This window comes from Limosilactobacillus sp. C0001E2 (genome assembly GCF_056590915.1).
Genome location: NZ_JBWPXC010000005.1, coordinates 88151 through 114037, shown reverse-complemented (window position 1 = coordinate 114037; position 25887 = coordinate 88151). Strand labels below are relative to the sequence as shown.

Sequence of the window (25887 nt, the reverse complement as noted above, 5' to 3'; positions counted from 1 at the left end):
TAATCACGGAGGGAAATTTTATGGACAATCCAACGAACGCAAACGATCAAATGGAGATGGAAGGCGCCCGCATTAAGGTTATTGGTGTTGGTGGCGGTGGTGGCAACGCCGTTAACCAAATGATCAATGAAAAAGTTAAAGGTGTTGACTTTATTGTTGCCAATACTGATTTACAAGCACTGGATGGTTCAGCTGCTAAAACTAAGATTCAATTGGGACCTAAGTTGACGCGTGGATTAGGCGCTGGCTCTAATCCAGAGGTTGGTGCTAAGGCAGCTCAAGAAAGTGAATCAGAAATCACTAAGATCCTTGAAGGTGCCGACATGGTATTTGTAACCGCCGGTATGGGTGGCGGTACTGGGACCGGTGCCGCTCCAGTGATTGCTAAAATTGCCAAGGATTCAGGTGCTTTAACGGTTGGGGTTGTTACTCGACCATTTAGCTTTGAGGGGACTCGTCGAGCTAAACTTGCTGCTCAAGGATTAGCAAATCTGAAGAAGAATGTTGATACGTTAATCATTGTTGCTAATAACCAACTCCTTGAAATGATTGATAAGAAGACGCCAATGATGGAAGCCTTTAAAGAGGCTGATGATGTTTTACGTCAAGGGGTTGAAGGTATTTCTGATCTAATCACTAACCCTGGATACATCAACTTGGATTTTGCTGATATTCGTCATACAATGACCAATCAAGGTTCAGCATTGATGGGGATCGGTTCCTCGACGGGCGAGAACCGTGCTGCTGAAGCAACCAAGAAAGCAATTTCGTCACCATTACTGGAAGTATCAATTGACGGGGCAGAACACGTCCTAGTAAACGTTACTGGCGGCAAGGATTTATCAATGTTTGAAGCCCAAGAAGCCTCGAGTGTAATCCGTGAAGCAGCTAATACAAATGTGGATATCACCTTTGGGATGTCTGTAGATGATAATCTCAATGATGAAGTTCGAGTCACCGTAATTGCTACGGGAATTGACAAAGGGAAGCAACAAAATAATGCTGCTCAACGATCGACGTCTGCAGATGATCGAACAGCTCCATTAAATGTTAGTCAAAATCAACCACGGAATGCTGCTCCTGCTGACCAAAATCAAGATGATCATCAAGACCCATTTAGTGGTTGGAATGATCCGGGTGAAGAAGTTAACCGCCCAAATAATCGGGAAAGTAACTTTGATGATGTGAAAAAACCTGATTTTAGTGTTCAAGATGATGATTTAACGAATGTTGATGATGGAGGAGAAGATCTTTCTACACCTGCATTCTTTAAGAATCGTCGTTAATAAATCGAGGGTGGAACGTTGTGTTCCTCCTTTTGTTTATCTAATTGAAATCAGAAAGGGGAGATTGACATGGCTGGTAAATTTTTAAATAACTTTTTTGGGATGAATGATGATGCCGCAGCAGCTAATTACTATGATGATCAACCAACACAACAGACAACCAACAATCGGAAAGTTGTTTCACTTAAAAGTGTGCAATCATTACATGAGAATGGCAAAATTGCATTATTCGAACCACGGATCTATGGTGATGCTCGCGATATTGCGGAGCAATTATTAAATGGTCAAGCTGCTATTATTAACTTTCGGCAGATGGATGCCAAAGTTGCTATCAAAACAGTAGACTTTCTAAATGGTGCTGTCTTTGCAATGGATGGCGAAATTCAACGGATTGGTGAGCAAATTTTCTTGTGTACACCGAAGAACTTTGAAGTGACTGGTAAGACAATGTCGGACATTGAAAACAGTCATCCATCGTTTGATGACTAAACGAAGTTGGAGAAGAGATTGTGATTGGATTTATTGTATGGGCAGTGAATAGCCTGATTAACCTGTATGTATTTCTAATTGTTATTTGGTGTTTATTATCTTGGTTCCCTGGAGCGAGTCAAAGTTCTTTAGGACGCTTCTTGAACCAACTAGTTTATCCATACTTGGCTGTGTTTGAGCGAATCATACCACCACTTGGTGGGGTTAGTTTTGCACCAATTGTAGCGGTGTTGGTATTGTGGTTTGCCCAACGGGGAGTTCAAATGCTTTCCTTGTTAGTAAGGTGAATAATTTGGTTGATTTAAACATTAGTCAACATTTTCGACCGGACGAACGGGATTTTCTTAATCAAGTTTTGGATCAAATTGCCACTGCTGAAGGTGAGTACCGCCCAGTATTGACCAATTTTTTGAATCCGCGACAGATCTTTATTGCCGAAACGCTTGTTAATCGTGAGGAAGATTTACGATTTCAAAGTTGGGGTGGTTATCCCGATGCAGAAATGCAACGGTTTTTAATTTATCCTGATTATTATCAACCTAATCGTGAGGATTTTCAGATTAATTATTACCAGATTAACTATCCCACAAAGTTTGTTGAGTTACACCATCGACAAATTTTGGGAACACTTCTTGGAAGTGGGTTAACCAGGGGGAGTTTTGGTGATATTTTGAATAATGATTTGGTGTGGCAAATAGCTGTCAGCCGTGAAGTTAGCCAATTTGTTGACCAAGAGTTGGAACGAATTGGCCGAATCAATGTCCAGTTTGAAAGAATTAGTCCAGATGAATTAGTTTTGCCGGATGATGATTGGGAGAAAGTATCAATTACGGTACCTTCACTGCGCTTGGATGCAGTGATTGCTAATACCTTTAACTATTCACGAAATCGTGCTAAGTCGGCTATTGAACATGGTTTAGTAAGGGTTAATTGGGAAGAAATTGATCGTCCAGATTATCAGCTGGCAATTCATGATCTAATTTCTGTTCGACATGGTGGCAGAATTAAACTATTGCAAACTGGTGGAAAAAACCGGAAAAATAATCTTCGACTAGAGATACAGTTAATTAAGGCATAATATTTTGGAGGAATGATCATGACAGTAAGTGCAGAGGACATTACTAATAAAACATTTGATACTAAAATGCGGGGCTTTAACCAAAGTGAAGTCCGGGATTACTTAAATGAGGTTGCCCAAACCGTTCAAGAGTTAAACGAAAAAAACCGAGAACTCTCGGAAATGGTTAAGGCAAACGAAGAAAAGCTGAAATACTTTACTGATTTAAAGGATTCGTTAAATCAGTCCATCTTGGTCGCCCAAGAAGCGGCTGATAAAGTCAAAAATAACGCGAAAAAAGAAGCCGAAATTATGGTGCGTGAAGCCCAAAAGCAGGCAACCGATATTGTTTCAGAAGCCAATGAAAAAGCTAATGCGGTAATTGAGGAATGTACAAATTCCACTCGTAAACTGACAACGGAAACGAACGATTTAAAGAAGCAAACGCGGATTTTCCGGCAACGTCTGCAAGTAATGTTAGAATCACAATTAGAAGTTGTTAAGAGTAACGATTGGGATGAATTACTTGCTAACACTGACATGAGTGATTTTACAGAAATTCAAAAGATTCTGGGCAACAAGGTTGACAATGCTCAACAAAGCAGTGTAAACTCTGACACAACACCAGATGAAAACACAAATTCATCAGCGACTGCTGATCAACCAGTCGCTAATGATGAGGGGAAAACAGTTGTGATTTTCCCGGACAGTGATAAGTCTGATCACTAATAATTCTAAAATATTGACGAGACCACGAGGATACTAGGATGTCGCAGAGAGTCGATGGTTGGTGAAAATCGATGACTTATGAGTGTCCCCATCAGCTCGGAGTGCAGTTTTGAAAGTTGTAGAAACTGCCGGGTCATTCCCGTTATGCAATGCCTAAGGAAGTAATAATTACTTTAAAATAGGGTGGTACCACGAACAGCTTCGTCCCTTGCGGATGGAGCTGTTTTTTTATTTTAGAATTAATAATCAACTAAGGGGGAAGTAAGATGCGAGTTAAAGATACGCTTAACTTGGGTAAAACCAAATTCCCAATGCGGGGTCACTTGCCAGAAACTGAAGGGCAACGTGAGAAGCTCTGGGAAGAAAATAAAGTCTACGAACAACGACAAAAGTTAAATGAAGGGAAGCCAACCTTTGTTTTACATGATGGACCTCCATATGCGAATGGGAATATTCATATTGGCCATGCCATGAACAAGATTAGCAAGGACTTTATTGTTCGCTACAAGTCAATGACTGGTTATCGAGCACCATATGTTCCTGGTTGGGATACCCATGGGTTACCAATTGAACATCAATTAACTAAGTCTGGTTATGATCGAAAAAAGATGTCGACGGCCGAATTCCGTGACCTTTGTCGTAAATATGCGCTAGAACAAGTACAAAAACAAATGACTGGTTTTAAGCGCCTTGGGGTCAGTGGTGATTGGGATCATCCATACTTAACTTTAGACAAGGAATTTGAAGCAGCACAGATTAAGGTATTTGGTGACTTTGCTAAGAAGGGCCTCCTGTACCAGGCTAAAAAACCAGTTTACTGGTCATGGTCTTCCGAATCAGCACTTGCGGAAGCCGAAGTGGAATACCACGATGTTGTAGCTAAAACCGCATTCTTTGCTGAACAAGTTAAGGATGGCAAAGGTGTGCTGGATAATGATACCTACTTAGTAGTATGGACCACTACACCATGGACGGTGCCTGCTTCCGAAGCGGTGGCAATCAATCCTGATTTTGAGTATGCAGTCGTTAAACCGGCTAATGATAACCGTAAGTTTGTTGTGGCAAGCAGCCGATTAGCTGAAATTGCAGACAAACTTGATTGGGGATCATACGAAGTCGTTAAGACGGTAAAGGGTCAAGAGCTCGAATACGTCACAACGCAACACCCATACCTTGATCGTGAGCTTCTGGTTGGTTTAGGTGATTACGTCACTGACGATACTGGGACTGGTCTTGTTCACACAGCACCTGGGTATGGGGATGATGACTACTGGTTTGGTAAGAAATATGATTTACCAATTCTTGCGCCAATGAATGACCAAGGGGTTTTGACTGCCGAAAATGGTCCTGAATTTGATGGCGTCTTCTATCAAAAAGCGGACGATGTTTCCTTGAAATTACTAGATGAAAAGAATGCCCTGCTACTCGAAGAACCATTAAAGCACAGTTATCCATTTGACTGGCGGACAAAGCAGCCAATTGTCTTCCGGGCAACGGATCAATGGTTTGTTTCCATCGATAAGATGCGTGATGAAATTTTAAAGGCCGTTGATGAGGTTAAGTACTTCCCTGAATGGGGAAAGGTTCGCTTACGCAACATGTTGAAAGATCGTGGCGATTGGGTCATTTCCCGGCAACGGGTTTGGGGCGTACCACTGCCAATTTTCTATGCAGAGGATGGAACTCCAATTATGACTGAGGGAACCATTAACCACGTTGCGGATCTTTTCGGGGAATATGGATCAAATGTTTGGTTTGAACGGGAAGCTAAAGACTTATTACCAGATGGCTTTACTAGTTCCCATTCACCAAATGGCGAGTTTATCAAGGAAACGGACATCATGGATGTTTGGTTTGATTCTGGTTCTTCACACCAAGGGGTTTTAAATGAACGTAGTTACCTGACATATCCTGCAGACCTTTACCTCGAAGGTTCTGATCAATACCGTGGCTGGTTTAATTCTAGTATGATCACAAGTGTGGTCGTCTCAGGTCATGCTCCGTATAAGAGTGTACTCTCCCAAGGATTTACCCTTGATAAAAAGGGTAAGAAGATGTCAAAGTCATTAGGGAATGTCATTGATCCTGCCAAGGTTGTTCAACAGATGGGGGCCGAAATTATTCGTCTTTGGGTAATGAGCGCTGATACATCTGCTGATGTCCGAGTATCAATGGGGACTTTCCAACAAATTTCTGAGGCATATCGAAAACTTCGGAACACTTTCCGGTTCCTATTAGCTAATACAAGCGATTTTGATGCTAATGAAAATACGGTTTCATACGAGAAGTTAACCAGTGTTGATCAGTATATGTTAGTGAAATTTAATCATTTCTTAGCCAAAATGCGGGAGGAATTTGATGCCTATGACTTCCTTGATGGTTACAAACTATTGATTAACTTTGTTAATAATGATCTATCTGCTTTCTATATGAATGTTGCCAAGGATGTTTTGTACATTCAACCAGCTGATTCATTAGAACGGCGGTCTATGCAAACGGTCTTCTATCAAATTTTAGTTGGTTTGGTTAAATTGCTAACGCCAATTTTGCCACACACCACCGAAGAAGTTTGGGGTTACATGAATGAACCGGAAGAATTTGTTCAACTAACTGAAATTCCAGAAGCACGTCACTTTACTAATGAAGAACAATTGTTAGAACAGTGGAATCAATTTATGGAATTACGTTCACACGTTCTCAAGGTGCTTGAAGATGCGCGGAATGATAAATTGATTGGACGTTCATTGGAAGCACGGGCAGACCTTTATGTCAAGCCAAGTCAAAAGGCAGTTTTAGACGCGTTAAACTATGATGTAGCTTTGCTATTAGGGGTTTCTGATCTGGAAATTCATGCTGTAGATGAAGCGCCGTCAGAAGCTGAACACTTTAATGATGGGGCCGCTGTTCGTGTTCAAAAAGCAGCTGGTGAAGTTTGTGCTCGGTGTCGGATGACAAAAGAGGATGTGGGTAGTGATCCAGCATATCCACAATTATGCGCTCGCTGTGCACGTATTGTACGTGAGCATTTTCCCGAAACTGTAACTGAAGGCTTAGAAAAATAAGAAAAGATCAAGCTGCGGTTTGGTTCATGACAAGCTAAAGGCAGTGGTGTAGAATGAATCATAGCAATTCGCTATGATTCATTTTTTATTTGGAGGAATTCCGTTAATGATTATTGGAACGGTAAAAAGTTACGAACCAACCAAGGGCTGGGGTTTTATTAACTCACCTCATGATGGTGAAATTTTTATGCATACTAAAGGAATTGAAAAAAGTTCGCGTCATCTCATTCAGGTGGGTACGAAAGTTGGCTTTGTAATTATCCCGAGCGTGAAGGGATTTCAAGCCGCGCACGTTAAAGTGGTTTAAAGGCAGGTTAAAGGGATGAATTTTCGAGAACGAGTTAAATCATCACAAACAATTTATGATGGTCATATTTTACGTTTAGAAAAACAACAAGTAACCACCCCACGAGGGCAAGCAGCAAGTCGCGAAATTATTCGTCATGCCGCTGCCATTGCACTGTTGATCATTACTCCAGAGCAGGAAATGATTTTAGTAAAGCAATGGCGTGCACCTGTGCAAAAGGTGACGTTAGAAATTCCGGCCGGAAAGGTGGATGAACGGGACCATGATGATCTATTTCATGCTGCACGCCGAGAAATGAATGAAGAAACTCGTTTGCAGGCGGCTAATTTAACCAAGGTTGCCACTACGTATAGTTCACCTGGATTTACGGATGAACAAATTACGTTATTTTTGGCAACTGGGATTAGCTCAGTTAACGATCAATTACCGCAGGAACAAGATGAAAATCTGCAGATTTTAAGAGTTAGTCGTGACCAAGCACGTCAAATGGTTGAAAATGGTGAAATTGATGATCAGAAAACCGTAATGGCAATTTATTATTGGCTGAGTCAGGAGGATGGTTAATGACTGAGGAATATCAAATGACGAGGCGGGAATACCGTGAACAGCAGGAACATCGCCTACAACAACCGCTGCAACATTCAGATAGTCAAGACCAAGCTAATTTAGATGATCGACCATTAATTCATAAGGATTCGACAAAACAAGAATCACCTTACTTAAGCCGCGAAGAGAGTTTGGCGGCGCAACAAGCCACCATCACTGAGGAAAAAACCAATCGGTTGCGAAAAAAATTGAATCACATCATGATTGGATTAGTAATCGCAATCATCTTGGTGTATTTAGTATTATTTTTTGTGGGATAGGAGAAATAAAATGAAATTTGGAATTATTTGTGCGATGCCAGAGGAATTAAAAGAGTTGTTAAGCCATCTAGAAAACGAGAAAATTAATGAAATTGGTGGTAAGAAATACTTTGAAGGAACGATCAGCGATCAATCAGTTGTGCTGGTTGAATCAGGAATTGGCAAGGTAGAGGCAGGAATTACGACAGAACATTTAATTACTGATTTTGGTGCCGATGTTGTCATTAATTCTGGGTCGGCTGGTGGAATTGGTGAGCACCAGCATGTTGGTGATATTGTGATTTCAACTGAAACGGCATATCATGACGCAGATGCCCGGGCTTTTGATTATGTTTATGGTCAGTTACCAGGTAAACCGGCTCGCTTTGCCGCTTCCCAAAAGTGGGGGGATGCACTGGCAAAGGCTGGTGAAAAGACCGGCTTAAAGATTGAAAAGGGATTAATCGTTTCTGGAGACCAGTTCGTTGCTAGCAAGGACGCTATTGCGAAAATTAAACATTATTTCCCAGATGCTTTGTCAGCTGAGATGGAAGGCGCAGCAGTTGGTCAAGTTGCCAGTGATCATGGTGTCCCTTACGTAGTAGTTCGGGCCATGTCCGATACTGGTGACGAAGATGCGGGAGTTAGTTTTGATGAATTTATTATTCAAGCTGGTCAGCGATCCGCAAAGATGCTATTAGAATTATTTGATGAATTAAAGAAGGCAGCATAATGGAATTTCAAAGAACAGTCCAATTAGCTGGTGACTCAGATGCCTATCAAATAAGCGATCGTATTAGGGAGTATACGTTAATTGATCTAGGTTTTGAGCGAACCAAGCGGGAAAATTATCGTTATTTAGGTTCTCTTGATCGGCAATCACCTTTTAAACCATTTGCGCGATTACAGATCACGGTCAACGATGATTTAACTGGGTTTAAGATGTCAACGGTAAGTACGAACGGACTCAGTAACGTTAATATTTTTACGCAAGCTCGAAAGGATGAATTCGTTACTCAACTCCATTTTATTTTAAATGAAATGGTTGAGCGCGGTATCTTTGACAAAAAGTAAGTAAAACCAGTGACCATCAATGGAACGTTTGTTATAATAAAAAATACTGGACATGCGACCTTCAATCGTAGATGGATCCAGAATCTATTTAGAAATGATGGTGATTTGCATGGCTGATAATAGTCATACACGAGTAGTTGTCGGAATGAGTGGTGGAGTTGACTCATCTGTTACTGCACTGCTATTGAAGCGGCAAGGATACGACGTCGTGGGTGTTTTCATGAAAAATTGGGATGACACTGATGAAAATGGCGTTTGTACCGCGACCGAGGATTATAAGGATGTTGCCAAGGTGGCAACCCAAATTGGGATCCCATATTACTCGGTTAATTTTGAAAAGGAATACTGGGATCGCGTTTTTAAGTACTTTATTGCTGAATATAAAAAGGGGCGGACACCAAACCCGGACGTTATTTGCAATAAGGAAATAAAATTTAAGGCTTTTATTGAATATGCCAACCAGTTAGGGGCTGATTACGTCGCAACTGGTCATTACGCAGACTTAAAGCGTGATGCGGATGGCAATATGCATCTGATGCGAGCTAAGGATCAACATAAGGATCAAACCTACTTTTTAAGTCAGTTAGATCATGAACAATTGGATCATGTGATGTTTCCATTAGTAAATTACACTAAGCCGGAGATTCGTCAAATTGCGAAGGAAGCTGGTTTAGCAGTTGCGGATAAGAAAGACTCGGTAGGGATTTGCTTTATTGGTGAGGATGGTCATTTTCGTGAATTCCTTAGTCAATATCTTCCTGCACAACCTGGTAAGATGGAAACCATTGATGGAAAGGTTGTTGGCGAACATGCAGGTTTAATGTATTATACGATTGGTCAGCGACGTGGATTAGGTCTTGGTGGTAATAAAGAGAGCAATGAGCCATGGTTCGTAATTGGTAAGGATATTAAGCGCAATGTCCTTATTGTTGGTCAAGGTTATAGTAATCCGCACCTGTACGCCACTCACCTTGAAGCGAGCGATATTCACTGGGTCGACGATGTGGTAAGTCGCTATGGTCACCATTTCCACTGTACTGCTAAGTTCCGCTATCGTCAGGTTGACGAAGGAGTTACCGTTGATATAAGTGATGATGAAACTAAGGTGACGGTGACGTTTGATGATCCGGCACGTGCAATTACTCCAGGTCAAGCAGTGGTCTTTTATGATGGTCAGGAATGTCTAGGAAGTGCGATCATTGATCGGGCATTCAGTCATGAACGGCAATTGCAGTATATTTAATAATTGGGAGACTGGATTTATGGCTGGTCTCTTTTTTACTAAATAAATTAGATAAAAAGTCGTCATCAGCCCGTTTTTTTTGTTATGATAAGACTAAGTAAAATTTCGTAATTGCATGGTGAGAAAATGACGAGAATATTTTTTATTAGACATGGAAAGACACAGTGGAACCTTGCTGCTAAGTATCAAGGCGCCCATGGGGATTCACCACTGTTGCCAGAAAGTTATCATGAGATTAAGTTGTTAGCCCATTCTTTAGCAGCGGTTAACATCGCCCATGTTTTTTCGAGTCCGCTTCCCCGTGCAAAAACTACTGCTAAAAAATTAATTGAAGCTTTGGATCGGCCAATTCCATTAACCATTGATTCGCGTTTAGCAGAATTTAATTTAGGTTTAATGGAGGGAATGAAATTTTCCGCAGTTGCTGATCGGTGGCCAGAAGTCTTGGATAATTTCCGTCATCATCCGGATAAGTATGATCCTGAAGTGGTTAAGAGTGAGAGCTTTGAATCAGTCATTAACCGGGTTGGTGCAGCAGTGCATGATTATGTGCAACAATTTCCCAATGGCAATATTGTAGTGGTATCTCACGGTGCGGCACTCAATGCGGCGATTAATGGGTTGTTAAAAGTTCCGATGAATCATTTAAAAGATCGGGGCGGATTGAGTAATACATCGACCACGATTTTGCAAACAACTGATGGCAAAGATTATCAGCTTGAAAAATGGAATGACACTTCTTATCTTCATAAGACCAGTGTTGATCCGACCGATACAATTTGATGAGGTGATTAAAATGGCCAATGAACGACAAGAAGAACAAAAACAGCAAAGTGAGCAATTAGTACATCGGCTGGTTAAAGCCATTGATGAAGAGCCAAATAAGTTTAATAATTATTATGATCTAGGTTCGTTATTAACGCGCTTAAATGATTATATCCAAGCGGAAGAATTATTCCAGAAGGCTTTAGGAATTTTTGAGCAACGCGGTGATGAACGGGCTATTAACTTTTTGCAATATGGGTTAGGTAATTTGTATTACACCGTTGGCAAAATTGATGAAGCAATCAAGCTATATAATAAGATTAATGATGATAAATTAAAAGCGGATGCTTACCTGATGCTGGCGCAAAGTTACATGAAGAAGAAACAGTATAAGCAAGCAGTTGCGTATGGTTTAACTGCGTATGATTTGTCTGCGGATGATCCAGAAATTAACCAAGCGTTAGGTGATTCCATGTTGGCGTTAGGTGAATTTACCAAGGCCAAGCAGTATTATGATCAAATCTTACTGCACCATCCAGGACGAGCAGATACACAGTTCAACCGTGGACTAGTAGCAATGGCATTAGATGAACCATTTGAAAAGTACTTTGATCAGGCACAACAGCTTGATTTAGATTACTACCAAAAAAGCAAGCAAAAGATTGTGGACATTCAACGCGCTTTGCAAAAGATCAACAAACCACAATCTAAATAGATGATGAGAAGTCATTGGTGGAGGCACATCCTTTGTTAATGACTTTTTTCTATTTTTAAAGCAAAAATCAGGAGGAGAGATTTAAATGGCAGAATATTATCAGCCAGTTCAGCATCTTGATGGGGTGACCACAACTGGGCCAACTTCATTTATCGGCACGGTTAAGGTCCTGATTTTTGAACGTGGTCTTTTTCGGATTTTATCAGTATCTGTAGAAGATGCTAATTTTGAATGGGATCAAGAAAGTATTACGGTTAAGGGACAGTTGGGAGAAATTGTGGAAGGCGACCGGTATGAGTTTGAGGGCCGGGTCGTGGATGATCAACGTTATGGGCTGCAGTTTGCTAGTACCGGGTGTCACGTTGTGATGCCACAGTCAAGTGGTCAGCTAGTAACATACTTAAAGTACCATAATGTTCATCTAGCACACCCAAGAAAGAGTAGTCGTCTTGTCTTTGATGCCTTAGGTGGTCAAGCAATGAATATTGTTCTTGATAAGCCTGAATGCTTAGCTGAAATTCCTGAAATTAGTGAAAATGATCGTCAGAAGTTAATAGAATTTTTTACTAAATTAGATTTTGGAAACTCAACTGGTCAAATCATTAAAAAACTACAACAATTTGGTTTTAACGAGCGACAGGTTAATTTGATTTTTGATCAATATGGTGTTCAAACCTTAACCAAAATAGGTCAAGATCCTTATCGGATCGCAATTGATTTGTTTACCGATGGTATTACTTTTCAGAACGTGGATCAAATTGCTCGGCGCTTTTACTCGATTACCCCAGGTGATTCCAGGCGTTTGCAAGGAGCAATTCTATACTCATTAAAGGAGCTTATATATCGACAAGGGGGAAACTATGCCTCGCAGACTGATTTGTTTACTGCCACTAATCGATGTTTAAATTATCAACTTGACCAAGCAAATTTTAACCAACAGTTAAACAAATTGGTTGACCAAGATCAAATTCAAATCGAGGATTCTCAGTATATTTATGAGACGGCATTTTATAATGCTGAATGGAAAATTGCCCAAAAACTTGCAGAACTAATGCACGTTTTTGATGATCATCCAGTCGATCAACAGTACTTTCAACAGGCGATTAGTGAAATTGAAGCGGACAAAGGTTATCAGTACGATCAGGTCCAAACGTCTGCCATTAAAGAGGCCTTAGAATCACCAGTCATGCTACTCACTGGAGGTCCAGGCACGGGTAAGACAACAATTGTTAACGGACTGGTTGAAACTTACTTGAAATTACATCCGAAATTAAGTGAAGAAGATATCATGTTGGTGGCGCCAACAGGACGGGCGGCCAAGCAAATCAATTCGGTAACGGGGATTGAAGCAAGTACCATTCACCGTTTACTGGGATTAACTGCTGATATCAATGATGACCAGCTAATGCAAATGGACTTTGATCCGCTAGATGCCAAATTATTAATCGTCGATGAAATGTCAATGACCAGTTTAGCGTTATTTACGGCCCTAATATCTGCAGTTAATCCTGGAACCCATCTTGTGTTAGTGGGGGATTGTGATCAGTTACCATCTGTTGGTCCAGGCCAAGTTTTCTATGATTTATTAGCCGCTGAAGAGATTCCCCAACGACGGCTTAAACACATTTATCGACAATCCAGCCATTCTTCAATTATTCCATTGGCACACCGGATTAATGAGGGAACCGTAACTCAGGAACTGTTTGCTCCTGAACAGGTCAATCAGTATGCGCATCGTCAATTTATTTACGCGGGTTTAAACAATATTCCGCAGTTAATTACGCAAGCAGTAAAGCTTTATCATGATAAACATAACGTTCCAATTATGGATATTCAAATTTTAGCCCCTATCCACGGTGGGGTTGCCGGGACGGTTAATATTAATCGTGTTTTACAGGCAACTTTAAATCCAGATAAGCCAACAAAGCCTGCGATTCAACTTGGTAGCCGTATTTTACGAGTGGGCGATAAAGTCATGCAGACGGTTAATGATCCGGATAAAAATGTTTTTAATGGTGATTTGGGAATTATCAAAACAATTGAAGGACAAAATGTCATTCATGGTGCGCAAAAAGCTGTTGCTAAGCAGAAAGTTGTGGTTGATTTTGATGGTGTAGAAGTAGAGTATTTACGACTGAATGAAATTAATGCTCTCCAATTGGCCTATTGTATGACGATTCATAAAGCACAGGGAAGTCAGGCGCCGGTGGTGATTATTATCATGACCGATGATTATTTTCCAAGACGGCCAGGAATCCCAACTATTATGCACAGAAATCTGCTATATACTGCTGTTACCCGTTCTTCCCAAGCGTTACTAATGGTTGGTAGTCCACAAGCCTTCGTTAACTGTGCGGAATCACCAACTAAGTACCGGCAAACAACATTAACTAAACGGATCAACATGGTATTGAAAAATGAAATTACCGTAGACACTTCGAATGAAAAAGAGGAGTCCCGTAAACAGACAGACCAGGTTGATGAGAATGAGCAACCAGTTGTTGCTAAGCTAACTCCACAGGCGATTGAAGAAAAGCTCATTGATCCAATGATTGGTATGGCTGGAGTTAAACCTAGTGATTTTTAATTCATATTGAAATGTTAGACAGACCCTGCAATAATAAGAATGAAACGTTATATATTAACCACGATTTTGGCGGAAGGATTGAAAAATGACAGAAATAAAGAATGCAAAAGACGTTAAATTATTTGCTTTAAATTCCAATCAGCCGTTAGCGGAAAAAATTTCACAGAAGTTAGGAATTCCATTAAGTAAATGTACCGTGAGTCATTTTGAAGATGGTGAAATCTCGGTGGTGGTCAACGAAAGTGTCCGTGGACAAGAGGTATATGTAATTCAATCCGTTTCGGATCCTGTTAACACGAACCTGATGGAATTACTCATTATGGTTGATGCACTTCGTCGGGCTAGTGCCAAGAAGATTAACGTGGTCATGCCTTACTATGGTTATGCTCGTCAGGACCGTAAAGCTCGTTCTCGGGAACCCATTACAGCCAAATTGGTTGCTAATTTATTACAAGATGATAAAATTGATCGGTTGATCACAATCGACTTACATGCACCGCAAGTGCAAGGTTTCTTTGATATTCCGGTAGATCACTTACGTGCTGCGATGACGTTTGTTGATTACTTAAAAGCACATCATTTGAACGAAAATGTTGTCATTGTTGCGCCAGACCATGCTGGAGTTTCTTTAGTGCGGCGTTTTGCTGAGCATATGGGTGGAGTACCAATTGCCATCGTTGATAAACGTGATAATTCAAACCGTTTGCATACAGCCGAACGAATGCCAGAGGCGCTAATTGGTGATGTGAAAGGTAAAGTTGCCATTATTGTAGATGATATTGTTGATACCGGTACCCGGATTGCTAATTCTGCGGAGTTGTTAAAGCATGAGGGTGCACAAGAAATTTATGGTGTTGCAACACATCCTGTCCTCTCAGCTGGTGCTGTGGAGCGAATTGAACAATCGCCAATCAAGCAAATGCTGGTGACTGATTCTATCTTGATTCCGCAGGCAAAGCGTTCGTCAAAGATTGTTGAATTAACAGTTTCTGATTTGATTAAAGAAGCGATTGCGCGGGTTCACAATCAACAATCATTGCAAACACTATTTCATTAAATCTAGAGAAAAAAACAACCTTCAGACTTTTGAAGTCTGAAGGTTGTTTTAGGCTAGTTTAATATGCCCTTGCGGATGGGTAAACTTGGCAAGCAATTCGGAGAGCTCTAAACGTCGTTCACTTTGCGGAATAAAAATGCCCATTTTCTCCTGATCAAATCCTGTTATGAGCTTGTTAGTGTCAAAAATAATTGGGTTTTTTAAGATTCGTGGACTGGTTTGAACAGCTGCTGTGAATTCATTGATGGTTACGCTAGGGCGATCCATTTTCAGAGCTTTCGTATCCCGTGAACGAAGGGAAATTAAATCTTCAGTGCCGTTTAACGAGATGCTAAGTAAATGGAGAACTTCGTCAGCAGTCAGTGGTTGTTTTTCAATATTTCTCTCCATTACTGGAATTTTATGATCACGGAACCACCGAATCGCTTTTCTTTTCGAAGGATCATTTGTATGAAAATAAAGATATACCAATACTTACACCTCGATTACTAAATCATTTATAATCATTTTACCAATATTTATCTATTAAACGATCATTACGGTGATTGTTTAATAAAAGTTTATAAAGAGGTTTTGGTCATCAAAACAAAAATGAAACGGAGCAGTGAATATCACTGCTCCGTAATTAGTTAGAAACGTTGCCATCATAAGCTTTATGACTACTGAAGTTTTGCCCTCATTCAGAAATTAAGGTAATCGAACTTGAGTTTAAGTTTTTATTAAGGACCTTAATTATTTTTATCAATTGATTTGGTATTTGCAGAATTAGTTTGCCAAATATGACAAGGAACGCTCTCCACTGTGACGTCTACAAAGCGGTTTCCTAATTCAATACCGTCTTTTTGAACAAATTCAAGCGAAGAAGTCGTGTAGTGGAACTGTTTAGCGGTTATAAAATGAGCCCATCTGGATTTTGTGATGTGGCCTGTTATGAGAAGACAAAGTGTCCAAAAGGTAAGGAGCCAATTTCGTTGTTCGATGATTAGCAAAGCGAGTTCTGGCTTCAATAATGACTGATAGCGTTGTTGACGGGAACCTTCTGGTAAGAAATTAAAGCAGGTTGAAATGAAGTTGTTAGCGAAAAGTAAATGTCGCTGCTTTTCCTGAACCATTAATGAATATGGTTGCTGATTGTAGAGAATTGATCCCGCATTACGCATGAATGATAGGGGGCCCATTTTACGTTGACCTTTTTTCAAACCATTCCGATGACTGAGGAGTGCCGCATCGAATCCTAACCCCCAAGTATTAATGAAGTAGCCATCCTCATCTTTAATGCTTTCATGATAATGACCAATATTGATGGTCGTGGGTTCACTTGTAACGCGAATTTGCTGAAATGCATCCACTGGTTGAGACTGAATACCCAGTGCTTTTGCAAATTGGTTTTGCCAGCCAGCTGGGATAATAGCGACGGGAATTTGATTAATAATTTTTGGTCGCTCATGATTGTATAAACCATTAATGACTTCATCAACGGTACCATCACCACCGACTGCTATTATCACCATATCTTGAGTTGGTTGATTGGCAAATTGGCTAGCAATCTCGGTAGCGTGACCAGGGTAACGAGTGAAATCACTATGGTATTCAATATTGTTGGTATCGAGATAATTTTTTAATTGGGACCAGGTTGCCTGAGCCTGTCCGCTATGGGCATGCGGATTAATAATGAATGAATACTGCATTGCTTATCTTCCCTTCAAAAATGAAAAACCGGGGCGAGTAAAACGTCCCGGTTATCCAGAAAAAGATCTTACTAGAATTTGGTGATCTTAAAATCGGCGTTTTGCTTTTCATATTCTAGCGATTTTTCATCTAATAATTCTATATATTCAATATTGTATTCAGTATTATTTTCAACTAATTGCCGAGCTTCCGCCTCAGATGCCGCTTCTAAATATAGGGAACGAGTGTTTTCCCGACGTGGAGTAGTCTTTTGGCTAGGCTGGAAATAAACTTTGAAAGTCATAAATGTATAAGTCTCCTTTAAGTTATTTGAATAACGTTTAAATACCAATTTATTTTAGCACAAAATCTAAGAGCTGTCGCCCGAGTGTGGTATCCTGATAATAAATAATTAATTGAGGGAGAATTTGGATGTCTTTAGTGTGGATCATTATTATTGCTGTAATCATTGTTGGTGTACTTTATGAAGTGGTTCATCGCTTTTTGATTCGACGAGCGACCCTGATTGTTCGGCAGCGAGCACAGAAGATTACTGATGCGGTGGTATTTAAGGTGTTGGACGAAGAAGTTGGTTTGGATTATTGTGATCGTACGTCTAAATTAGTTTCAGATATTTGGGGGAAAGGGGTCTTTTCCTTTGAGTATAACGTTAATTTGACATCAGAAAAACAACTGGGGGATAAAATAATTTCCCGTGACGGATTGGAACGACGAATAAATGAAGTTGCCCACCAACGTGCCATTGAATATTATTCGCAAGCTCAACAGGCTTTTAAAATTACGGATTGGTGGCAAGGAAAAAAGCAGTTTCATATGGATGTAACTTATTTAATAAATGAAGCATCCTATGAATATGTTCATGACCTGCGCAAGTTGCAGGAATCATAAAAGGGATTGGCATTCGCCAATCCCTTTTAGCCAAATAGCACCGTATCTTTTGGCGCTTCAAATGGATGTTCTTTGTTAATATGGTCATAGAAAAGAACCCCGCGGAGATGATCGATTTCATGCTGACAAACAATCGCTGGATAGTGCTTTAAACGGATTTTATGTGTTTCACCATCCACGTCTTGATATTTCAGCGTAATTCGATCATGACGCGGCACGTAACCAGGAATATCTTTATCCACGGAAAGGCATCCTTCACCTTCGGTTAGTGCACCATATTGTACAGATTCACTAACGATGACTGGATTAATGATGACATCCTTAAATTGTGGTTTACCGCCTTCCTCATCTGCCGGAACAAGGACTGAAGCCATTTGTTTTGAGACCCCAACTTGTGGTGCGGCTAAGCCAACACCAGCACGGAGCCCGTATTTTTTACATAGTTCAGGATCTTGACTAACTTCAAGATATTCCATTAGCTGATGAGCAAATTCTCGTTCCTCGTCGGTTAAGGGAAATGAAACTTTAGCGGCACGTTGGCGAAGCACAGGGTCGCCATCACGCACAATATCTTTCATTAAAAACAATTCTTTTACCTCCAAACTTCTTTAATATATAAGTCTATCACAAAATATTTCATGGTTGCATTAAAACTAAGACGTCATTTCAAAAGAAGAATGGTAAAATAATAAAAAATAGAGGTGGATAATATGGTAAATGGTAATTATTCGTATCCAATTGACCCAAGCTGGACAACTACAGAGCTGGAGACGGTGATTGGTTTATTAAATAATGTTGAAGCTGCCTATGAAAGCGGAGTAGCACGTTCAACTCTTCTAAAATCATACCGTGAATTTAAAAAAATCGTGCCAGCCAAATCAGAGGAAAAGCAATTGGGGCGAAATTTTTATGCGGTAAGTGGTTATCAATTGTATGATGTAATCAAAGCTGCACAAAATAGCAAGCAAAATATTATTAAGCTAGCACGGGGGTAGGATGATGCTATCAGAAATTGACCAACGAGTTCAAGATTTAATGTGGGATATTCAAAAACGTACTCTACAGCGGATGAAAGAATCCTATGATGTTGATCTGAAAACAAGCTATAAAGATTTGGTGACAACTGTTGATAAGGAGAATGAACAGTATTTAAATCAACAGTTACGAAAAATTGATTCGACAGCCCAGATTATTAGTGAAGAGGGGTATGGCGACCAAGTTAAATCACTGAATGGGCATGTTTTTATCGTCGATCCGATTGATGGAACAATGAATTTCGTTATGCAACACCGTAATTTTGCCATTATGGTGGCACTTTATGTCGATGGTAAGCCAACCTATGGCTACATTATGGATGTTATGAATGGCGAATTGTATCATGGCGGTAATGGTGCGGGAGTATTTGTTAACGATCAGAAAATTAATGCTCCAGCTAATAATAATCTTCATGATAGCTTAATGGTTGTCAATGCAGGATTGACTATTGATGGTGGTCATAATGTTCGTGAAGTTGAACGCCAAGCGCGTGGTTTACGAATGTATGGAAGTGCCGGCATTGAGATGATTTACGTGGTAACTGGACGAATTGGCGGTTACCTTTCATACTTAAAGCCGTGGGATTTAGCAGCTGGAATGGTTCTAGCAAAAGAACTAGGATTAGTTGTGAAAGGAATTGACGAGCAGAGCGTCGATGTGCTATCATCTAACCTTGTATTGGTAGCGACAAAGCAGGTTACAGATGATGTTTTGGAACTTGTGAATTAGCCGTTGATACTGTGACGAAGGTCACAGTTTTTTTATGAAATCATATTAAATTACTAAGTTTCGAAAGGAAGATTAAGCATGAAATCACGTGATGATATTCGTAATATTGCGATCATTGCACACGTTGACCACGGTAAGACCACTTTGCTAAATGAAATGCTGAAGCAATCTGATACTTTACCAGAACACTTTGATATTCAAGATCGGGCAATGGATACTAACGCCATTGAACGTGAACGGGGAATTACGATTCTTTCAAAGAATACCGCAGTGAAGTATGGTAAATATCAATTTAACATCTTGGATACTCCAGGTCACGCCGACTTCGGTGGTGAAGTTGAACGGGTTATGAAGATGGTTGACGGAGTTCTTTTGGTCGTTGATGCTTTTGAAGGGACAATGCCTCAAACGCGGTTTGTTTTAAAGAAGGCTTTGGAACAACACTTGACACCAATCGTTGTGATTAACAAAGTTGACCGGAAGGGTGCTCGTCCAGAAGAAGTAGTTGATGAAGTTCTTGACCTCTTTATTGAACTAGGGGCAGATGAAGACCAACTTGATTTCCCTGTTATTTACACTTCTGCAATGAATGGGACATCTAGTTACGATTCCGATGTTTCTACTCAAGAACACACCATGAAGCCATTATTTGATACCATTGTCAAGACAATTCCCGCTCCAGTTGATAATTCAGATGAACCACTTCAGTTTCAAGTGGCAATTCTTGATTACAATGACTTTGTTGGTCGGATTGGGATTGGCCGGGTTTTCCGTGGTAAGATCAAGATCGGTGATAATGTTACACTGATGAAGCTTGATGGATCTAAAAAGAATTTCCGAGTTACTAAATTATTTGGGTTCTTCGGTTTGAAGCGTGAAGAAATTCAAGAAGCTGAAGCTGGAGACTTAATTGCCGTTTCGGGAATGGAAGACATCAACGTTGGTGAAACGGTTACTGATCCTAACCATCCGGAAGCAATTACTCCATTACGGATTGATCCGCCAACATTGCGGATGACTTTCCGGACTAATGATTCACCATTTGCGGGTCGCGAAGGTAAGTTCGTGACTGCTCGTCAATTGGAAGATCGTTTGAAGCGTGAAATGCAAACTGATGTTTCGCTGAAGGTTGAAAACACGGATGATCCTGGAGCATGGACAGTATCTGGACGTGGTGAATTGCACCTCTCTATTCTGATTGAAACTTTACGTCGGGAAGGTTACGAATTATCAGTATCTCGTCCAGAAGTTATCTATCGTGAAATTGACGGTGTAATGTGTGAACCATTTGAAGAAGTTATTGTTGATACGCCTGATGAATACACCGGATCAATTATTGATAGCTTAAATAAGCGTAAGGGTGAAATGAAGAACATGGAACCTGACAATAATGGTCAAACCCGTCTGACTTACCTCGTTCCTTCACGGGGGTTAATTGGGTACTCAACTGAGTTCATGTCAATTACGCGTGGATACGGAATTATGAGTCATACTTTTGAAAAATATGCTCCGGTAATTAAGAACTGGAACCCTGGTCGACAAAAGGGAACCCTGGTTTCCATGAATGCCGGTAAGGCAACCACTTATGCAATGATGGGAATTGAAAGCCGTGGGACTTTGTTAATTGATCCAGGTACGGAAGTCTACGAAGGAATGATTGTCGGTGAAAACAGTCGTGAAAACGATATCACTGTCAACATCACAAAGGGTAAGAACTTAACGAACGTGCGGGCCGCTGGTTCTGATGAAATGGCACGGATTAAGACGCCAACTCACTTCACTTTGGAAGAGTCACTGGAATTCTTGAATGAAGATGAGTACTGCGAAGTCACTCCAGAAAATATTCGTTTGCGGAAGCACATTTTGAATACGAATGCACGTGAAAAGGCTGCTAAACGTCGTAAAGCAGCATCACGAAAGTAAACTATTTTAATGAGGCTGGGATTTGCTCAGCCTCATTTATTTTAGAAAGCAACTTTGAAGAAATAAGTGGTGTATAATATTTTTTGTTAATTTCTTTGTGAGTGAGGACTACAATGCAAAAAGTGTTAAGAAAAATCAAACAACTTGATCCCTGGATTGCGTTTCCCTATTTAGGGTTATGTATTATCGGTATTATTATGGTGTATTCAGCGAGTGCTGGTATTGAAATGCAAAACGGGGGGTCACCAACTGGGTACTTAATTCGTCAGGCCATTTTTGTAGTCATGGGGATTACGATTGCTATGGTGGTAGCAATGATGCGATTGGCGATTCTCCGCCACTCGCGGTTATTAATGATTTTTTTTGCTGTGCTCTTAGTAATGTTATTATATGTAAAAATATTTGGGGCAGCTGTGAACGGGGCTCAGGGATGGATTAACCTTGGTTTCTTCAGTATTCAACCAGCAGAAATTGCTAAATTGTTTTTGATTGTTTATTTAGCAAATCAGTTTGCACACTATAATGAACAGGCTGGTGTTTACAATATTTGGAGTACACGCTACCCATTAATTATTACGGCGTTGCTCTTAATTTTAATTTTGATTCAACCAGATTTTGGTGGTTTTGCGATCAATAGTGCTATTGTGATTGTGATGTTTCTTGGTAGTGAAATTAATTGGCGCAAAGGGGTGCAACTTTTGCTAGCATTTTTGGCTGCCATTGTGATTGGCTTACCACTTTTTGCACGCTTTATTGTTAATCACTTTCATGGTTACCAAGTAAACCGTTTTGTTGCCTATATTAATCCATTTGGTAATAATAGTGGGGTTGGCAATCAACTGGTTAACTCCTACTATGCGATTTCGAATGGTGGATTAACTGGTGTTGGCTTGGGTAATAGTATTCAGAAGATGGGGTACCTTCCAGAACCCAATACTGACTTTATTTTAGCGATCATTAGTGAAGAGATGGGTTGGCTGATGGTTGCCGCAATTTTAATTTTAATGATGATTATCGTTTGTCGAACGATTCAATTAGGTGTACGGGTTAATTCGTTATATCAGGCACTACTGTGTTATGGTGTTGCCACTTTTATTGCTGTGGAAACCTTCTTCAATATTGGTGGTGTTTCAGGACTGTTACCGATTACTGGGGTGACGTTACCATTTATTTCTTATGGTGGTTCGAGTATGTTAGTGTTGAGTGCGGCGATTGGTTTAGTTCTCAATGTAAGCCGGCTGTATCGTCAACATAACTAGGGAGTAAAAGATGGAAACGAAAAAATTATTCAAGATTACAGATCGTCAAGGGTTGGTTATCTATATTAATAATGCACACGTTCTCCGTCGTCTTCGCCGTTATGGTCATATAATGTATTATTCTAGACGATTACATTACGTAATTTTATATGTTGATCAATTCAAGATTGAAGAAGTGAAGAAAAAATTTTAGCTCTCCACAATGTGACGGGAGTGGAACTCTCAGAGTGGCCAAATATTGATCCAACTGTTTTTCGTTTGGCAAATACCGGCGTGTACAAAAAGAACGATGAGGATGATTAGGAATGCGGGTAGTTTCAGGTAAATTTCGTGGTCGACGGCTCAATGCGGTTCCGGGGATGGCGACGCGGCCGACGACTGATAAGGTTAAAGAATCATTGTTTAATATTATCGGACCATGCTTTGATGGTGGTCAAAGCTTAGATTTATATGGTGGCAGTGGCGGACTTAGTATTGAAGCCGTTTCAAGAGGCATTGAGCATGCTGACATTGTTGATCGTCAATACGCGGCGATTAAAACAATTAAGCAGAATGTTGCATTTACACATTGTGAACAACAATTTACTGTATTAAAACAGGATGCGCATAAAGCACTCCATATATTTGCTGAACAAGGGAAGCAGTTTGATCTTGTTTTTTTAGATCCGCCATATGCGAAGCAGCAGATCATTAAGGATATTCAAAAGATGGTTGATCAGGAGCTATTGAGGCCGAACGCTCTAGTGGTATGTGAGACAAATCAGGAGGCTGGTTTACCAACCGATTTGACTGGGTTCCAACTCTTTCGTCAACATGAATATGGAATTACAGTTCTGACAATTTACCAATATCAGGGGGCACGTGAATAATGAAAGTTGCAGTTTTTCCGGGAAGTTTTGATCCATTAACCCTTGGTCACCTTGACCTGATCAAGCGGGGAAGTGCGTTATTTGATCAGTTGGCGGTTGCAGTGATGGCTAATGAAAGTAAGCACCCATTATTTACACTTGATGAACGGCTAAAACAGGTTAAAGAAGCGGTTGCCGGCCTAGATAATGTCTCGGTAATCACAAGTCAAGGACTCACGGTTGATTTAATGAATAAGATTGGTGCTGACTATTTGATGCGCGGACTACGTAATTCGAAAGACTTTGAATACGAACGAGATATAGCAACAATGAACCAGTTTTTGGATGATCAGGTTGAAACAGTCTTTTTCTTAGCTGATCCTAAGTATCAACACCTTTCAAGTAGTTTACTTAAAGAGGTCACAATGGCGGGAGGCGATATTTCGGCCTATCTTCCCGCAAACATTAATGCCGCTCTTGAGAAGCGACTCGATGAGCGACAAATGAGACAGGTGAAGAAACATAATGAAAAAAGAAGATAAACGAATATTACGTCGAGTTTTCGCGGCGGTCGCCGTCGTACTCTTCTTGGGATGGTTTGTTTTTTGGCCGCTAAATAAATATATTGAAAGTCCTGGTAGTGCTGACAATCTAAAATCGTATGTCACAATTCCGGGGCATCCAGATAAGCGGAAGGGAAGTTTTATGATTACTTCCGTCTATTTACAACAGGCGCGGCCGGTAACGTATTTGTGGGCTAAACTAACCCCTAACACAACGATTGAGAATGCCCAAGATGTCACTGGCGGACAAAGTGGCAAAACATTTGACCGGGTTCAAGATTTTTATATGCAAAGTGCAGTTAATCAAGCCATTGCGGTCGCTTTTAAAGCGGATCATCGTCCAGTCAAAACTGATTATTTAGGAATTTATGTTCTGCAAGTGCAAAAGGATTCTAAATTTAAGGGTAAAATTAAAGTTGGGGATACGATTACCAAAGTTAATGGTCATCATTTTGATACGGCCCATGGTTATCAAAAATATATTGGTAAACAAAAGCTCGGCAGCTCATTAACGGTCACTTATTTGCACAATAATAAGCAACGGACAGCAACGGCACCATTGGTGAAGATTACTAATTCACGCGTGGGAATTGGCATTATCTTAACTGATAATACAAAGGTCCATACTAGGCCAAAGGTAAATGTTGATCCGGGAAGGCTTGGTGGTCCATCTGGTGGATTGATGTTTGCTTTACAAATCTATCAGCAAATTAGTGGACGTGACTTACGACATGGCCAGAAAATAGCAGGTACTGGGACAATTAATCGTGATGGTACGGTTGGTGAAATTGGTGGAATTGATAAAAAGGTTGTGGCTGCTCACCGCGCTGGTGCGAAGATTTTCTTTGCTCCTTATGTTAAGCCTTCCAAGCTATTGCTGAAGTATGAAGAGGGGCACCAAACGAATTATCAAATGGCCAAAGCAACAGCCAAAAAATATGCTCCGGGGATGAAAGTTATTCCAGTAACGAGTTTTAAAGATGCTGTCAATTATCTTGAAAATCATACTAAGTGATGAATTTATAATTCATCACTTTTTTTAATGGAAAAAACTTTTTTTCGTCTCTATATTATAGGGGGGTGATTAAAATAGAAAAAATAAAAGAATTTTGTTGGTTACATTGGCGACTGTTAATCGTTGGCGGATTAGTGGTAACTTTAATTTTACTTATGTTGACGCATTCTGCCGGTTTCACGAAACAGCCAACCGATCGGTTACCAGTTCAACCAGAGCTGGCAAAGAAAAAGGCGGTGGCCAGTACCCAAGCGAAAAAGGGCAGCAAGGTGTGTATTGACATTAAAGGCGCTGTTAACCGCCCAGGTGTTTATCATTTATTGAAAGGCTCACGTGTGGAAGAGGCGATTGCCGCAGCTGGTGGTAGTACAAGTCAGGCTGACTTAAATCAGGTTAATTTAGCTAAGGAATTATTAGACCAACAGGTAATTCAAATTCCACGTTTCGGTGAACAAGTGCTTCCGTTGGGTGACCCACTAGGGAGTGATAATAATTTATCTTCATCCACGAAAGTTAATTTAAATACCGCCACTAAAGAAGAACTAACTAAAATTGATGGGGTTGGTGATAAGAAAGCAGATAAGATTTTAGAATATCGAAATGAACATGGTGGCTTTAAAACACCAGATGATTTAAAGAATATTACTGGATTTGGTGAGAAAACCGTTGCAAAATTAAAAGATCAATTAGCAGTCTAATCTGATGGATAATCAAGAATTTGG

Annotated in this window: 30 protein-coding genes and 1 other annotated feature; of the genes, 26 read left to right on the top strand and 4 right to left on the bottom strand. The window is 40.3% G+C overall.

The window, feature by feature from the left end; genetic code table 11:
* Positions 1–20 precede the first annotated feature (20 nt).
* From ftsZ to AC1EKL_RS06760, 16 genes are all read left to right on the top strand, one after another.
* Positions 21–1286: a cell division protein FtsZ gene (ftsZ, locus tag AC1EKL_RS06835; protein ID WP_480189517.1), complete on the top strand. Its 1266-nt coding sequence runs from the start codon at positions 21–23 to the stop codon at positions 1284–1286.
* 69 nt (positions 1287–1355) lie between these two features.
* Positions 1356–1775 carry a cell division protein SepF gene (locus AC1EKL_RS06830; RefSeq protein ID WP_480189518.1) on the top strand — a complete coding sequence of 140 codons (420 nt, stop codon included), beginning with the start codon at positions 1356–1358 and terminating at the stop codon, positions 1773–1775.
* 17 nt (positions 1776–1792) lie between these two features.
* Positions 1793–2062 (top strand): YggT family protein, encoded by a 270-nt coding sequence (locus AC1EKL_RS06825; RefSeq protein ID WP_480189549.1) that lies wholly within the window; start codon positions 1793–1795, stop codon positions 2060–2062.
* A gap of 5 nt (positions 2063–2067) precedes the next feature.
* The gene (locus AC1EKL_RS06820; RefSeq protein ID WP_480189519.1) at positions 2068–2853 is read left to right on the top strand and encodes a YlmH family RNA-binding protein; all 786 of its coding nucleotides are present in this window, start codon (positions 2068–2070) and stop codon (positions 2851–2853) included.
* Positions 2854–2871: 18 nt separating this feature from the next.
* Positions 2872–3561 carry a DivIVA domain-containing protein gene (locus tag AC1EKL_RS06815; RefSeq protein ID WP_480189520.1) on the top strand — a complete coding sequence of 230 codons (690 nt, stop codon included), beginning with the start codon at positions 2872–2874 and terminating at the stop codon, positions 3559–3561.
* A gap of 4 nt (positions 3562–3565) precedes the next feature.
* Positions 3566–3773: a binding site (T-box leader), on the top strand.
* A 54-nt stretch (positions 3774–3827) separates the two neighbouring features.
* Positions 3828–6623 carry an isoleucine--tRNA ligase gene (gene ileS, locus AC1EKL_RS06810; protein WP_480190258.1) on the top strand — a complete coding sequence of 932 codons (2796 nt, stop codon included), beginning with the start codon at positions 3828–3830 and terminating at the stop codon, positions 6621–6623.
* A gap of 106 nt (positions 6624–6729) precedes the next feature.
* A complete protein-coding gene (locus AC1EKL_RS06805; RefSeq protein ID WP_480189522.1) occupies positions 6730–6930 on the top strand; it encodes a cold-shock protein in 201 nt (66 codons plus the stop codon).
* A gap of 15 nt (positions 6931–6945) precedes the next feature.
* Entirely contained in the window at positions 6946–7494 is a 549-nt protein-coding gene (locus AC1EKL_RS06800; RefSeq protein ID WP_480189523.1) for an NUDIX hydrolase, read from the top strand.
* Entirely contained in the window at positions 7494–7796 is a 303-nt protein-coding gene (locus tag AC1EKL_RS06795; RefSeq protein WP_480189524.1) for a hypothetical protein, read from the top strand. The genes AC1EKL_RS06800 and AC1EKL_RS06795 overlap by 1 nt, the downstream gene beginning before the upstream one ends.
* 10 nt (positions 7797–7806) lie before the next feature.
* Positions 7807–8508 carry a 5'-methylthioadenosine/adenosylhomocysteine nucleosidase gene (locus tag AC1EKL_RS06790; protein ID WP_480189525.1) on the top strand — a complete coding sequence of 234 codons (702 nt, stop codon included), beginning with the start codon at positions 7807–7809 and terminating at the stop codon, positions 8506–8508.
* Positions 8508–8849, top strand: a complete 342-nt coding sequence (locus AC1EKL_RS06785; protein WP_480189526.1) for a cysteine desulfurase — start codon at positions 8508–8510, stop codon at positions 8847–8849. Before AC1EKL_RS06790 ends, AC1EKL_RS06785 begins: the two co-directional genes overlap by 1 nt.
* Positions 8850–8958: 109 nt before the next feature.
* The gene (gene mnmA, locus AC1EKL_RS06780; protein ID WP_480190257.1) at positions 8959–10092 is read left to right on the top strand and encodes a tRNA 2-thiouridine(34) synthase MnmA; all 1134 of its coding nucleotides are present in this window, start codon (positions 8959–8961) and stop codon (positions 10090–10092) included.
* 126 nt (positions 10093–10218) lie between these two features.
* Positions 10219–10875 carry a histidine phosphatase family protein gene (locus AC1EKL_RS06775; protein WP_480189527.1) on the top strand — a complete coding sequence of 219 codons (657 nt, stop codon included), beginning with the start codon at positions 10219–10221 and terminating at the stop codon, positions 10873–10875.
* 13 nt (positions 10876–10888) lie between these two features.
* On the top strand, positions 10889–11572 hold the full coding sequence (locus tag AC1EKL_RS06770; protein ID WP_480189528.1) for a tetratricopeptide repeat protein: 684 nt from the start codon (positions 10889–10891) through the stop codon (positions 11570–11572).
* Positions 11573–11657: 85 nt separating this feature from the next.
* Positions 11658–14159 carry an SF1B family DNA helicase RecD2 gene (gene recD2 / locus AC1EKL_RS06765; RefSeq protein ID WP_480189529.1) on the top strand — a complete coding sequence of 834 codons (2502 nt, stop codon included), beginning with the start codon at positions 11658–11660 and terminating at the stop codon, positions 14157–14159.
* A gap of 85 nt (positions 14160–14244) precedes the next feature.
* Positions 14245–15216 (top strand): ribose-phosphate diphosphokinase, encoded by a 972-nt coding sequence (locus AC1EKL_RS06760; protein ID WP_480189530.1) that lies wholly within the window; start codon positions 14245–14247, stop codon positions 15214–15216.
* 48 nt (positions 15217–15264) lie between these two features.
* On the opposite strand, the gene AC1EKL_RS06755 is transcribed toward AC1EKL_RS06760, so the two are convergent.
* From AC1EKL_RS06755 to AC1EKL_RS06745, 3 genes are all read right to left on the bottom strand, one after another.
* Positions 15265–15687: an ArsC/Spx/MgsR family protein gene (locus AC1EKL_RS06755; protein WP_464465428.1), complete on the bottom strand. Its 423-nt coding sequence runs from the start codon at positions 15685–15687 to the stop codon at positions 15265–15267.
* 257 nt (positions 15688–15944) lie between these two features.
* Positions 15945–16904, bottom strand: a complete 960-nt coding sequence (locus tag AC1EKL_RS06750; RefSeq protein WP_480189531.1) for a diacylglycerol/lipid kinase family protein — start codon at positions 16902–16904, stop codon at positions 15945–15947.
* Between the two features lie 71 nt (positions 16905–16975).
* Positions 16976–17188, bottom strand: a complete 213-nt coding sequence (locus tag AC1EKL_RS06745) for a DNA-directed RNA polymerase subunit epsilon (protein ID WP_006915774.1) — start codon at positions 17186–17188, stop codon at positions 16976–16978.
* A gap of 128 nt (positions 17189–17316) precedes the next feature.
* On the opposite strand from AC1EKL_RS06745, the gene AC1EKL_RS06740 reads away from it, so the two are divergent.
* The gene (locus tag AC1EKL_RS06740) at positions 17317–17793 is read left to right on the top strand and encodes a hypothetical protein (protein ID WP_480189532.1); all 477 of its coding nucleotides are present in this window, start codon (positions 17317–17319) and stop codon (positions 17791–17793) included.
* Between the two features lie 26 nt (positions 17794–17819).
* Here AC1EKL_RS06740 and def read toward each other — a convergent pair whose 3' ends face one another.
* Positions 17820–18380 (bottom strand): peptide deformylase, encoded by a 561-nt coding sequence (gene def / locus AC1EKL_RS06735; RefSeq protein WP_480189533.1) that lies wholly within the window; start codon positions 18378–18380, stop codon positions 17820–17822.
* Positions 18381–18503: 123 nt separating this feature from the next.
* On the opposite strand from def, the gene AC1EKL_RS06730 reads away from it, so the two are divergent.
* From AC1EKL_RS06730 to AC1EKL_RS06690, 9 genes are all read left to right on the top strand, one after another.
* The gene (locus AC1EKL_RS06730; RefSeq protein WP_480189534.1) at positions 18504–18788 is read left to right on the top strand and encodes a UPF0223 family protein; all 285 of its coding nucleotides are present in this window, start codon (positions 18504–18506) and stop codon (positions 18786–18788) included.
* 4 nt (positions 18789–18792) lie between these two features.
* Complete coding sequence (locus AC1EKL_RS06725) at positions 18793–19557, top strand: inositol monophosphatase family protein (protein WP_480189535.1); 765 nt, start codon at positions 18793–18795, stop codon at positions 19555–19557.
* A 78-nt stretch (positions 19558–19635) separates the two neighbouring features.
* The gene (gene typA, locus AC1EKL_RS06720) at positions 19636–21480 is read left to right on the top strand and encodes a translational GTPase TypA (protein ID WP_480189536.1); all 1845 of its coding nucleotides are present in this window, start codon (positions 19636–19638) and stop codon (positions 21478–21480) included.
* A 113-nt stretch (positions 21481–21593) separates the two neighbouring features.
* On the top strand, positions 21594–22739 hold the full coding sequence (locus tag AC1EKL_RS06715) for an FtsW/RodA/SpoVE family cell cycle protein (RefSeq protein WP_480189537.1): 1146 nt from the start codon (positions 21594–21596) through the stop codon (positions 22737–22739).
* Between the two features lie 10 nt (positions 22740–22749).
* Positions 22750–22932, top strand: coding sequence for a DUF2129 domain-containing protein (locus AC1EKL_RS06710; RefSeq protein ID WP_480189538.1), 183 nt, complete (start codon positions 22750–22752; stop codon positions 22930–22932).
* A gap of 112 nt (positions 22933–23044) precedes the next feature.
* Positions 23045–23608 (top strand): 16S rRNA (guanine(966)-N(2))-methyltransferase RsmD, encoded by a 564-nt coding sequence (gene rsmD, locus AC1EKL_RS06705; protein WP_480189539.1) that lies wholly within the window; start codon positions 23045–23047, stop codon positions 23606–23608.
* On the top strand, positions 23608–24129 hold the full coding sequence (gene coaD, locus AC1EKL_RS06700; protein ID WP_464465425.1) for a pantetheine-phosphate adenylyltransferase: 522 nt from the start codon (positions 23608–23610) through the stop codon (positions 24127–24129). The genes rsmD and coaD overlap by 1 nt, the downstream gene beginning before the upstream one ends.
* Positions 24113–25165 carry a SepM family pheromone-processing serine protease gene (locus AC1EKL_RS06695; protein ID WP_480189540.1) on the top strand — a complete coding sequence of 351 codons (1053 nt, stop codon included), beginning with the start codon at positions 24113–24115 and terminating at the stop codon, positions 25163–25165. Before coaD ends, AC1EKL_RS06695 begins: the two co-directional genes overlap by 17 nt.
* A gap of 65 nt (positions 25166–25230) precedes the next feature.
* Complete coding sequence (locus AC1EKL_RS06690) at positions 25231–25863, top strand: helix-hairpin-helix domain-containing protein (protein WP_480189541.1); 633 nt, start codon at positions 25231–25233, stop codon at positions 25861–25863.
* The last annotated feature ends 24 nt before the right edge of the window (positions 25864–25887 follow it).

What these genes read in the sequence shown, in the direction of transcription:
- mnmA (WP_480190257.1), top strand. Translation starts at nt 8,959, where the DNA reads ATGGCTGATAATAGTCATACACGAGTAGTTGTCGGAATGAGTGGTGGA.
- AC1EKL_RS06725 (WP_480189535.1), top strand. Translation starts at nt 18,793, where the DNA reads ATGCTATCAGAAATTGACCAACGAGTTCAAGATTTAATGTGGGATATT.
- ileS (WP_480190258.1), top strand. Translation starts at nt 3,828, where the DNA reads ATGCGAGTTAAAGATACGCTTAACTTGGGTAAAACCAAATTCCCAATG.
- AC1EKL_RS06695 (WP_480189540.1), top strand. Translation starts at nt 24,113, where the DNA reads ATGAAAAAAGAAGATAAACGAATATTACGTCGAGTTTTCGCGGCGGTC.
- AC1EKL_RS06785 (WP_480189526.1), top strand. Translation starts at nt 8,508, where the DNA reads ATGGAATTTCAAAGAACAGTCCAATTAGCTGGTGACTCAGATGCCTAT.
- typA (WP_480189536.1), top strand. Translation starts at nt 19,636, where the DNA reads ATGAAATCACGTGATGATATTCGTAATATTGCGATCATTGCACACGTT.
- AC1EKL_RS06815 (WP_480189520.1), top strand. Translation starts at nt 2,872, where the DNA reads ATGACAGTAAGTGCAGAGGACATTACTAATAAAACATTTGATACTAAA.
- AC1EKL_RS06730 (WP_480189534.1), top strand. Translation starts at nt 18,504, where the DNA reads ATGGTAAATGGTAATTATTCGTATCCAATTGACCCAAGCTGGACAACT.
- AC1EKL_RS06805 (WP_480189522.1), top strand. Translation starts at nt 6,730, where the DNA reads ATGATTATTGGAACGGTAAAAAGTTACGAACCAACCAAGGGCTGGGGT.
- AC1EKL_RS06795 (WP_480189524.1), top strand. Translation starts at nt 7,494, where the DNA reads ATGACTGAGGAATATCAAATGACGAGGCGGGAATACCGTGAACAGCAG.
- AC1EKL_RS06710 (WP_480189538.1), top strand. Translation starts at nt 22,750, where the DNA reads ATGGAAACGAAAAAATTATTCAAGATTACAGATCGTCAAGGGTTGGTT.
- AC1EKL_RS06775 (WP_480189527.1), top strand. Translation starts at nt 10,219, where the DNA reads ATGACGAGAATATTTTTTATTAGACATGGAAAGACACAGTGGAACCTT.
- coaD (WP_464465425.1), top strand. Translation starts at nt 23,608, where the DNA reads ATGAAAGTTGCAGTTTTTCCGGGAAGTTTTGATCCATTAACCCTTGGT.
- ftsZ (WP_480189517.1), top strand. Translation starts at nt 21, where the DNA reads ATGGACAATCCAACGAACGCAAACGATCAAATGGAGATGGAAGGCGCC.
- AC1EKL_RS06750 (WP_480189531.1), bottom strand. Translation starts at nt 16,904, where the DNA reads ATGCAGTATTCATTCATTATTAATCCGCATGCCCATAGCGGACAGGCT.
- AC1EKL_RS06800 (WP_480189523.1), top strand. Translation starts at nt 6,946, where the DNA reads ATGAATTTTCGAGAACGAGTTAAATCATCACAAACAATTTATGATGGT.
- AC1EKL_RS06830 (WP_480189518.1), top strand. Translation starts at nt 1,356, where the DNA reads ATGGCTGGTAAATTTTTAAATAACTTTTTTGGGATGAATGATGATGCC.
- AC1EKL_RS06770 (WP_480189528.1), top strand. Translation starts at nt 10,889, where the DNA reads ATGGCCAATGAACGACAAGAAGAACAAAAACAGCAAAGTGAGCAATTA.
- recD2 (WP_480189529.1), top strand. Translation starts at nt 11,658, where the DNA reads ATGGCAGAATATTATCAGCCAGTTCAGCATCTTGATGGGGTGACCACA.
- AC1EKL_RS06715 (WP_480189537.1), top strand. Translation starts at nt 21,594, where the DNA reads ATGCAAAAAGTGTTAAGAAAAATCAAACAACTTGATCCCTGGATTGCG.
- AC1EKL_RS06745 (WP_006915774.1), bottom strand. Translation starts at nt 17,188, where the DNA reads ATGACTTTCAAAGTTTATTTCCAGCCTAGCCAAAAGACTACTCCACGT.
- AC1EKL_RS06790 (WP_480189525.1), top strand. Translation starts at nt 7,807, where the DNA reads ATGAAATTTGGAATTATTTGTGCGATGCCAGAGGAATTAAAAGAGTTG.
- AC1EKL_RS06740 (WP_480189532.1), top strand. Translation starts at nt 17,317, where the DNA reads ATGTCTTTAGTGTGGATCATTATTATTGCTGTAATCATTGTTGGTGTA.
- AC1EKL_RS06760 (WP_480189530.1), top strand. Translation starts at nt 14,245, where the DNA reads ATGACAGAAATAAAGAATGCAAAAGACGTTAAATTATTTGCTTTAAAT.
- rsmD (WP_480189539.1), top strand. Translation starts at nt 23,045, where the DNA reads ATGCGGGTAGTTTCAGGTAAATTTCGTGGTCGACGGCTCAATGCGGTT.